An 8,466-nucleotide genomic window follows, 5' to 3' on the forward strand; every position below is an offset into this window, starting at 1 on the left:
TTTACAATCCTATTCATCGATTTTATAACCAATGCCCTTTACTGTTTTAATGTAGGGTATATCTAATTTTTTTCGTATGTTTTTCATATGCGTATCAATCATTCGTGTGTCTCCGGCATACTCATATCCCCAAATTTTTTCTACGATATTTTCTCTTGTGAGTACCTTTTTTTCATTTTGAAGTAGTAGTTGCAAAATTTCGAATTCTTTTGTCGTTAGGGGAACCTCAACTTTATTTACATATACTTTATATGCATCGCCATCGACATGTAGTTCTCTAAATACAAAATGATTATCCGTACTTTGATTATTACTTCTTCTCAGTACTGCTTCGACTCGTCTCATCAAAACATGAAAAGAAAAAGGTTTCGTAATATAATCATCGATTCCAAGATCAAATCCTTTCATTTGATCTTGTTCTTCTTCTAGCGCAGTTAGCATAATAATTGGTATATTTGACTGACTTCGAATCATTTTGGCAACTTCAAATCCATTCAGGTTTGGCATCATCACATCTAGAAGAATTAAATCGAAGGACTGCTTATTAAATTGTTTCATGCCCTCTAATCCATCTGATGCAACTATAACTTTATATTGTTGTGTCATTAAAAATTGTTTGATTAATTCTTGTATTTCTTGATCATCTTCTACCACCAGAATGTGATAGTTCTTCATAATATCACCTCTTGTAGTCATTATAACCTTCCAATCTGGAGTTGATGTGGAGACGTATTAGAAACACGATAAAAACTTCACAAGAAAACTACATGTATTTCAAATCAGCTCCAGATGCATGAGATAGGTTATATACATAACAAGACAGAGGGAGGTAATCAAGATGTCACTGGAAGCAAACATCATTCTTTCTTTATTAGATGTACAACTGTGGATGGCCACTCATTCGAATAATGGTCGCATAAAAGAGAAAAAACAAAAATTGAAATTAGCGCCGTGCTTAAATAAATACACAAGTGTAAATAAAAGAAAACTATATAAGTCTAGTGAACAAAAATAGAGAGGATCAAATTGATTCTTTTTTTTGCATTCAATAACTAGGTACTGAAAATCTTTACTATAACTCTAGATTAACTCCATATAGAATACAGATTAGGTTTGTATGCTATATGTATCAAATAGAAAGGAATGATACATGATGTTGACGACATACACAATCTATCAATTTTTATCCCTTCCTTCTTATTTACACGCAAACCTATTACCATCCATTCTCACGAGAATGCTAGGCTCTAAGTTTATAACAAAAGAGTAAAGAATCTAATTGAGGTTATGATTCCTTCTTGCTGCTTTGTGCCAATACCCGTATAACATGCTATGTACATTGAATAATTGATTTGATGAGAGCCGAATAGGCTCTTTTTTTTAGAGATCAGCTCGAGGTGGGTTTGAATATCGTCATACATGTATTTATGGAAAAATTCAAATATAATGTTACCCCTACGAAAAAACAGTTGATTTATATCTGAACCATGCCTAAAGGTGAAATTTTTTTTTGAAATGGTGATTCCTAAATATCACATTCATACATCGTAATTCAAATGTGAAGATAAAAATATTCAATTGAAATTAAAGGAGAAAGGGATGTTCACAATGGGACATTATGATACAAATCAAACAGAAAACAATAGGAATAAAGCCTATAAAAAAACAGGGTATTTTTTCACAGGAATAATTGGTGCAATGATTGGTGTAATTACCATTGGATTGACCATCCCTTATATAAATGAAATCAAAGGAAATGCAGACCAATCTCCTAAACATAACGAAGTAAATCAGGTTACGCCGACCTCTTACAAACCAGAAGATGTGAGCAACCTTCAAAATATGATTGAATCTGCAAAAGAAGTTGTCGTAGGTGTCATTAACTATAAACAAAATACAGATGCATTTAATACGCAAGATCAATCAGAAGAAGCAGGTTCGGGATCAGGGGTCATATATAAAAAAAACGGTAATAAGGCTTTCATTGTTACAAATAATCATGTGATAGACGGTGCGAATAATGTAGAAGTGAAATTGAATAATGGTAAAAAGGTTCCCGCTAAAGTAGTAGGGACAGATCCATTATTAGATTTAGCGGTATTAGAAATTGACGGGACAGATGTAAAAAGAGTGGCAACACTTGGAGACTCAGAAAAAATTCGTACAGGGGAAACGGTAATAGCCATTGGGAATCCATTGGGGCTAGAAGGTACTGTAACAAAGGGGATTATTAGTAGCAAGGAACGAGAAATACCTGTTAGTACACTTGGAAATCAACAAGTGGATTGGCAAGCACAGGTAATTCAAACAGATGCAGCTATTAATCCTGGGAATAGTGGAGGAGCTTTATTTAATGAACAGGGTGAAGTCATTGGAATTAATTCGAGTAAAATTGCACAACAAGCTGTTGAAGGAATTGGATTTGCAATCCCGATTCATATAGCCAAAACAATCCTAGGGTCTCTTGAAAAAGAGGGAACAGTTAAACGTCCAATGATGGGTGTACAGTTATTAGATGTAGAGAAAATGACAGATTCTGCACGTAATCAATTAAAATTACCAAAAGAGATATCAAATGCTGCCGTGTTGGGGAATATCTCAAATCAATCACCAGCAGAAAAGGGCGGCTTACAACAGTATGATGTTGTGATTGCATTGGATGAACAAAAAATAGAAAATGTCGTTCAATTCCGTAAATATTTATATGAAAAGAAAAAATTGGGAGATACAATTAAAGTAACCGTTTATCGAAATGGTGAAAAACTAACAAAAACCGTGAAATTAATGGAACAAACACGTACCGCTTAACAGCCACCTTTCGGTGGTTTTTTCTATTTTACTAGTTTTATATGTACGATCATTCCATTCGTCCTCACTCCACATTAATGGACTGGCTCTCTACCAATATTCAAAATCGATTGCGTATTCTAATTTGTGTTCCAGTTTTTCTTGCTAAGGTCAATGAATAAGTACACATAAACTCCATATATCTCTAGATAAACTACTGAGTAACTCCATACAAACTCTAGATAGCGTATATAGAATAACAGCTATCAAGGAGGTTAGGAAAAATGAATTTTATAAAACGCGCAATTCTCAGTATGAAAAAAAGAATAGGAACATCATTAATTTTGATGGCAGTCTTCCTGATTGTTACAAATTTAGTGCTGGCAGGATTCACAATCCAAAATGCATCAAAAAAAGCTGCTGATGCAGCAAGAAAAAAACTAGGTGCAGATGTTACTTTAGGTCTTGATTTTGACAAATTAGGTCAACAAGCTAGGGAAACTGGCGAGATGCCTAAGCCGCCGAAGCTCAACACAAAAGAAGCAGACCAATTAGCGAAGTCCAAGCATGTAAAAGACTATAATTATATAACCAATAATTTCGGAATTGCGGATGGGTTTAAATTAGTAGGAGCTTCAGAAGGAGAAGGAAAAGGAAAAGGTAACGTTGCAATGGTGGGAGGATCAGGTTCAGGTTCAGAAATAGATATGAATTCTTCTCTTATGATAGAAGGAGTTCGCAAGACTTTATTACAAGAAAGTTTTAAAAATGGAAAAAGTAAAATCGTTGATGGAAAACCAATTACAGAACAGATGCAAGATCAGAATGTAGCTTTAATGGAAAAACGATTAGCGGAACAAAACAATTTGAAAGTAGGAGATAAAGTTAAAGTTCAATCAGGGGATAAGAAGGAAACTCTTGAAATTGAAATTATCGGTATTTACGAAACGAATGAGCAACCAATGGGTCAAAATCCCCCTCCTATGATGAATCCAGCTAATAAACTATATATGCCTTACTCTACTTTGAAAAAATTAGAAACAGATGAAGGTATGAGTAGTAGTATTCAAGTTGTGTACTTATTGAACGATCCACAAGACATTGATGCATTTAAAAAAGAAGCAAAAAAATCTGAAATTGATTTTAATTATTTTAAGTTAGATGCACAAGATTCATTGTACAAACAAATGATTGGTCCTATCGAAAATATCGCTTCTACGTCTCAAATGATTATCTATATAGTATCTATTGCAGGTGCGATTATCTTAGGATTAATCATTATGTTATCAATTAAAGCACGTCGTAAGGAAATGGGGATTTTATTATCTATTGGAGAGAAAAAATGGAAACTGATGGCGCAGTTCGTAGTAGAAGTAGTATGTATCGCTATTTTAGCGTTTGGATTATCCCTAACAACAGGGGCTAAAGTTTCTAAATTTATAGGGGATAATTTACTTTCGGGTGAAATTGCTACAGCAAGCGAAGAAAAAGACAATTCACAAAATGGTAGTGTAATGATGGTTGGAGCTGGTGGTACTCCACAAAACCAAAACGAAGATCCAATTGATAAAATTGATGTAAGTGTAACGGGAGAAGATGTAGGGAAAATGGGGGGAATTGGACTAGCTATTGCTATATTAGCAACGCTTCTTCCAGCATTATCTATTCTACGCTTAAATCCAAAACAAATTCTTTTAAAAGATGAATAAGGAGGCTCGATATGGAGACGATTTTACAATTTAAAAACTTAGATTATTATTATGAAAGTAACGGGAAAAAAGTAACGATACTAGATAATGTTAATTTTTCTTTTCAAAAAGGGCATTTTTACACGATTTTAGGGCCCTCTGGATCTGGCAAAACCACAACTCTTAGCTTAGGTTGTGGGCTGGACATACCTAAAAACGGTTATGTACTATATAATGGCAAGGATATTCGAAAAATTGGTTTGGATCGATACCGTAATCAAAATGTATCCGTAATTTTCCAATCGTATAATTTGATTACCTATATGACCGCTCTTCAGAATGTACTAACGGCAATGGAAATTACAGGTGTGAAGGTACAAAATAAAAAAGCAAGAGCATTAGAATTATTAGAGAAGGTAGGGCTCACAGAAGTAGAAGCGAAACGAAATGTCTTGCAACTAAGTGGTGGACAACAACAACGTGTAGCAATTGCTCGAGCACTATCTTGCAATGTCGATTTACTTATTGCTGATGAGCCAACAGGAAACCTTGATGGAGAAACAGCAAATGAAATTATTGAGTTGTTTCAGGAGCTCGCTCATCAAGAGGATAAATGTGTAATTGTAGTTACGCATTCACAAGAAGTTGCAAAAAAATCGGATCGAGCAGTTTATTTAAGGAAAAAGAAGTTAGTAGTAAACGAAATTAATAATAGTTAAGAAAAAAGCTAATTTCGTTCTTAATTCACATAATTTTCAAAATTAAAATTTATGGCTGTTAATATTTGTTATATAATATATTTGTCAAAGCATTACCCCAGTAGTTTCTATGATGAATCTGTAAGATAGTTTGTCTCGTATATTCACCTGAAACTAAAAAGAACTTGTAGAGATTCCTACAAGTTCTTTTTGTTTTAACGAATTCCTCGAAAGAATTCTCCTTCTTTAAGCGCGTGAAGGGCGTAGCCAAAAGGCTTTGCTTTTTATTTTGCCTCTGATAAAAACATATTGAAAAAAGACACCTTAATGCGTCTTTTTTTTGATCTTTTTACATATTTTTCTGGAAATAGAGCATGATATTACCAAATTCAATGGAGGTGTGTAAGAAATGCAAATTCGCGAAAATAATAATTCAAACGAGATTTTGGTAGGAGCTGCAGCAAGTGCAATTGAACAAATGAAGTATGAAATTGCTCAGGAGTTTGGTGTTACACTTGGACCGGATTCAACAGCACGAGCGAATGGTTCAGTAGGTGGAGAAATTACCAAACGTTTAGTGCGTATGGCGCAAGAGCAATTATCTGGTCAATATAAAATTCACTAAAGTTAAAGGTATATCCCATTGAAGGGATATACCTTTTTAATTTTTTGAAAGAGGATAATGAAATTTTGATTGTTAGTTAAGCTTTGAAACTGCAAATTTAGCTGTGAAATTCATCTTCTTCATGTACGAAGAATTTGCACCTGCTTGAAATTGTACAGAAATATTACCATCTTTTTGTGCTTTGAATACGCGACCATATGGTGAATTAGCATTGTAGGTGCCAATTATTTGATTATCTGCATCAAAGACCGTATAAGAAATTGGAAACCCAGAATTTTGTACAAAGACTGTAAGTTCTTCTCCTTTATTGAGATTAAATGTTTCCTTTTGAGACACTTCGTAAGAACTCATAGAGTAATATTTTGTAACTTCTTGAATTTCTAAATTTGTAGTTGCTGCACTCGCTTTTGGTGCCTCTGCTCCTGGTAAGTTCATACCTGATAGTACTGCAATTCCTAGTGCCCCTGCTAAAATAACTTTTTTCATAATGCTAGTTCCTCCTTTAATATATTGTGAGATTTGAAAAGGAAGTGAAAATATCACCTCCTGAAACCATTATAGTTACAATGAGAATGATTTTCAATAAATGTCGATATGTAATTTTGCATACATAAGCGATATAAGGTATTCGGTTCTGGTGCAAAAACTATAAGATTTATGTAACTAATCTCTGAAACTTAGACATACTGATACTAGTACTCTAAAAAAAGACGTGATCAGTATGGAAAAGCAAAACCTATTCAAGAGGAAACATTATCAGCCTGAACTAATCTTATTAACAGTAAGGTGGTACCTACAGTACAATTTGAGCTTCCGTAACCTGGTGGAAATGATGGAGGAAAGAGGAGTATCCATTGCTCATACAACGATTATGCGCTGGGTTCATCAATATGGACCTCAATTAGAAAAGAAAGTACGACATCATCTAAAATCAACAAATGATTCATGGAGAGGCGAAGAAACCTATATTAAAGTAAAAGGGCAATGGATGTACTTATATCGTGTGGTTGATTCAGAGGGCAATACAATTGATTTTTATCTAAGTAAATCAAGAGATAAACAAGCCGCCAAGTGTTTTTTCAAGAAAGCCCTGGCTTTTCCATACGTTTCTAAACCTCGCGTGATAACAGTAGATAAGAACCTTGCCTATCCTGTAGCAATTCAAGCGTTGAAAGAAGGCATAAAGCTAAGACAAGTTAGATATCTCAAGAATATAGTGGAACAAGATCATCGTTTTATTAAGAAACGTGTGCGTTCTATGTTAGGGTTCAAGTCTTTTGGCACAGCTATATCCATTCTTGCAGGAGTAAAAGTCATGCATATGATTAAAAAAGAACAGATTGATTTACGGGATCAGTCTGTTCAAAATCAGAAAGAATTCATCCGTCAATTGTTTGGGCTAACACATAAAATACAATTCCGCTCGAAATATATGCGCTATAGTCTCTTTTATTTTATCTTTGCACCAGAACCTATCAAGGGGGATTCATATGGAGAAGTGCTTCACAGTCAATAAGTCAGATTGAAGGGAAAATAAATGGGGGGGATTTTTGCTTCACTTTCATTTGTTAGTTTAATAATGATATGTGGTTATTGCATTTATAACACCTAAATTAAATACCTTTATTATCTGATTTCATGTGATCAAAAAAGAATAGATTGATTTATTGGACCAGTCTATTCAAAATTAGAAAGAATTTATTCATCAATTGTTTGGACGAGTGGCGTAAGTGCAACTCTGTTAGGGGTATATACTTTACTCTCTTTTATTTTTGCAACAGAACCACCACCAAAATTATCTTTTACAGTTGAAGTTTTCCAAATAATAAGTTACATTTTTAAAGTTCAAGCAACTTTATGACAGTACAAAAAGGGGAGAAATATTGTTATTATGCAAAAAATGAAATGGAAGAACTATGTATGTTATTTTGTTATTCTTATGCTTCTTGTAACAGCAGTAACGGTCAAACCAGCTATCTCTAAAGCTGAGGAATCTGATGTTAATATTACATTATTGGGTACTGCAGATATTCATGGTAGATTTATGCCTTGGGATTATGCGCTTGATGGTGCAAATATGAGTGGAGGTTTAACGCAGCTTTATACGGTTATAAAGAAGGTACGTCAAGAAAATCCGAATACCATATTATTAGATGCCGGGGACACAATTCAAGGAAACTCAGTAGAATTATTCAATGATAAGCCACAATCGCCAATGATGGTAGCGATGAATGCAATGGGATATGATGCTTGGGCATTTGGAAATCATGAATTCAACTTTGGATTAGATACATTGAAAAAAGTTAGTGAGCAATATAAGGGAAAGACGTTAGCAGGAAACATTTATAAGAAAAATGGAGAGCGTTTTCTTCCTGCATATACGATTGTTGAAAAAGGTGGAATTATTGGCATGAATACATGACGAATGCTAGAAAAGATTACTTGGACAAAGTCTCAACTGAAATCATCAAAAACCACGATGTTATTGGTATAGAGGATTTGCAAGTATCTAATATGTTAAAGAATCATAAGTTAGCAAAAGCAATTAGTGAGGTATCATGGTCACAGTTTCGAGCCATGTTGGAATATAAGGCAAAATGGTACGGCAAACAAGTCATTGTCGTATCGAAAACATTTGCTTCAAGCCAATTATGTTCTTGTTGTGGAT

The 8,466-nt window shown here is 34.1% G+C and carries 7 protein-coding genes and 3 pseudogenes; 8 read left to right on the top strand and 2 right to left on the bottom strand.

What is annotated here, in order from left to right; genetic code table 11:
* Window positions 1–9: 9 nt before the first annotated feature.
* On the bottom strand, window positions 10–675 hold the full coding sequence (locus tag BAQ49_RS19260; RefSeq protein ID WP_002150943.1) for a response regulator transcription factor: 666 nt from the start codon (window positions 673–675) through the stop codon (window positions 10–12).
* Window positions 676–838: 163 nt separating this feature from the next.
* On the opposite strand from BAQ49_RS19260, the gene BAQ49_RS33075 reads away from it, so the two are divergent.
* The 5 genes from BAQ49_RS33075 (at window position 839) to BAQ49_RS19280 (ending at window position 5,798) form a co-directional block, all read left to right on the top strand.
* Window positions 839–1,015 (top strand): hypothetical protein, encoded by a 177-nt coding sequence (locus BAQ49_RS33075; protein WP_002150942.1) that lies wholly within the window; start codon window positions 839–841, stop codon window positions 1,013–1,015.
* Between the two features lie 584 nt (window positions 1,016–1,599).
* Window positions 1,600–2,808, top strand: a complete 1,209-nt coding sequence (locus BAQ49_RS19265; RefSeq protein ID WP_071746682.1) for a S1C family serine protease — start codon at window positions 1,600–1,602, stop codon at window positions 2,806–2,808.
* A gap of 263 nt (window positions 2,809–3,071) precedes the next feature.
* Window positions 3,072–4,496: an ABC transporter permease gene (locus BAQ49_RS19270; protein ID WP_071746683.1), complete on the top strand. Its 1,425-nt coding sequence runs from the start codon at window positions 3,072–3,074 to the stop codon at window positions 4,494–4,496.
* Between the two features lie 11 nt (window positions 4,497–4,507).
* Window positions 4,508–5,194, top strand: a complete 687-nt coding sequence (locus BAQ49_RS19275) for an ABC transporter ATP-binding protein (RefSeq protein ID WP_002150937.1) — start codon at window positions 4,508–4,510, stop codon at window positions 5,192–5,194.
* Between the two features lie 388 nt (window positions 5,195–5,582).
* Entirely contained in the window at window positions 5,583–5,798 is a 216-nt protein-coding gene (locus BAQ49_RS19280) for an alpha/beta-type small acid-soluble spore protein (RefSeq protein WP_001167057.1), read from the top strand.
* 72 nt (window positions 5,799–5,870) lie between these two features.
* On the opposite strand, the gene BAQ49_RS19285 is transcribed toward BAQ49_RS19280, so the two are convergent.
* Window positions 5,871–6,284, bottom strand: coding sequence for a hypothetical protein (locus BAQ49_RS19285; protein WP_070147096.1), 414 nt, complete (start codon window positions 6,282–6,284; stop codon window positions 5,871–5,873).
* 235 nt (window positions 6,285–6,519) lie between these two features.
* On the opposite strand from BAQ49_RS19285, the pseudogene BAQ49_RS19290 reads away from it, so the two are divergent.
* The 3 pseudogenes from BAQ49_RS19290 to BAQ49_RS19300 form a co-directional block, all read left to right on the top strand.
* A pseudogene (locus BAQ49_RS19290) lies at window positions 6,520–7,203 on the top strand (IS6 family transposase); the annotation flags it as partial.
* Window positions 7,204–7,689: 486 nt separating this feature from the next.
* A pseudogene (locus BAQ49_RS19295) lies at window positions 7,690–8,217 on the top strand (metallophosphoesterase); the annotation flags it as partial.
* Window positions 8,208–8,466: pseudogene (locus BAQ49_RS19300) on the top strand (RNA-guided endonuclease TnpB family protein); the annotation flags it as partial. The pseudogenes BAQ49_RS19295 and BAQ49_RS19300, both read left to right, overlap by 10 nt.

It is taken from the genome of Bacillus proteolyticus, assembly GCF_001884065.1.
In the GTDB taxonomy this organism is placed as follows: Bacteria; Bacillota; Bacilli; order Bacillales; family Bacillaceae_G; genus Bacillus_A; species Bacillus_A proteolyticus.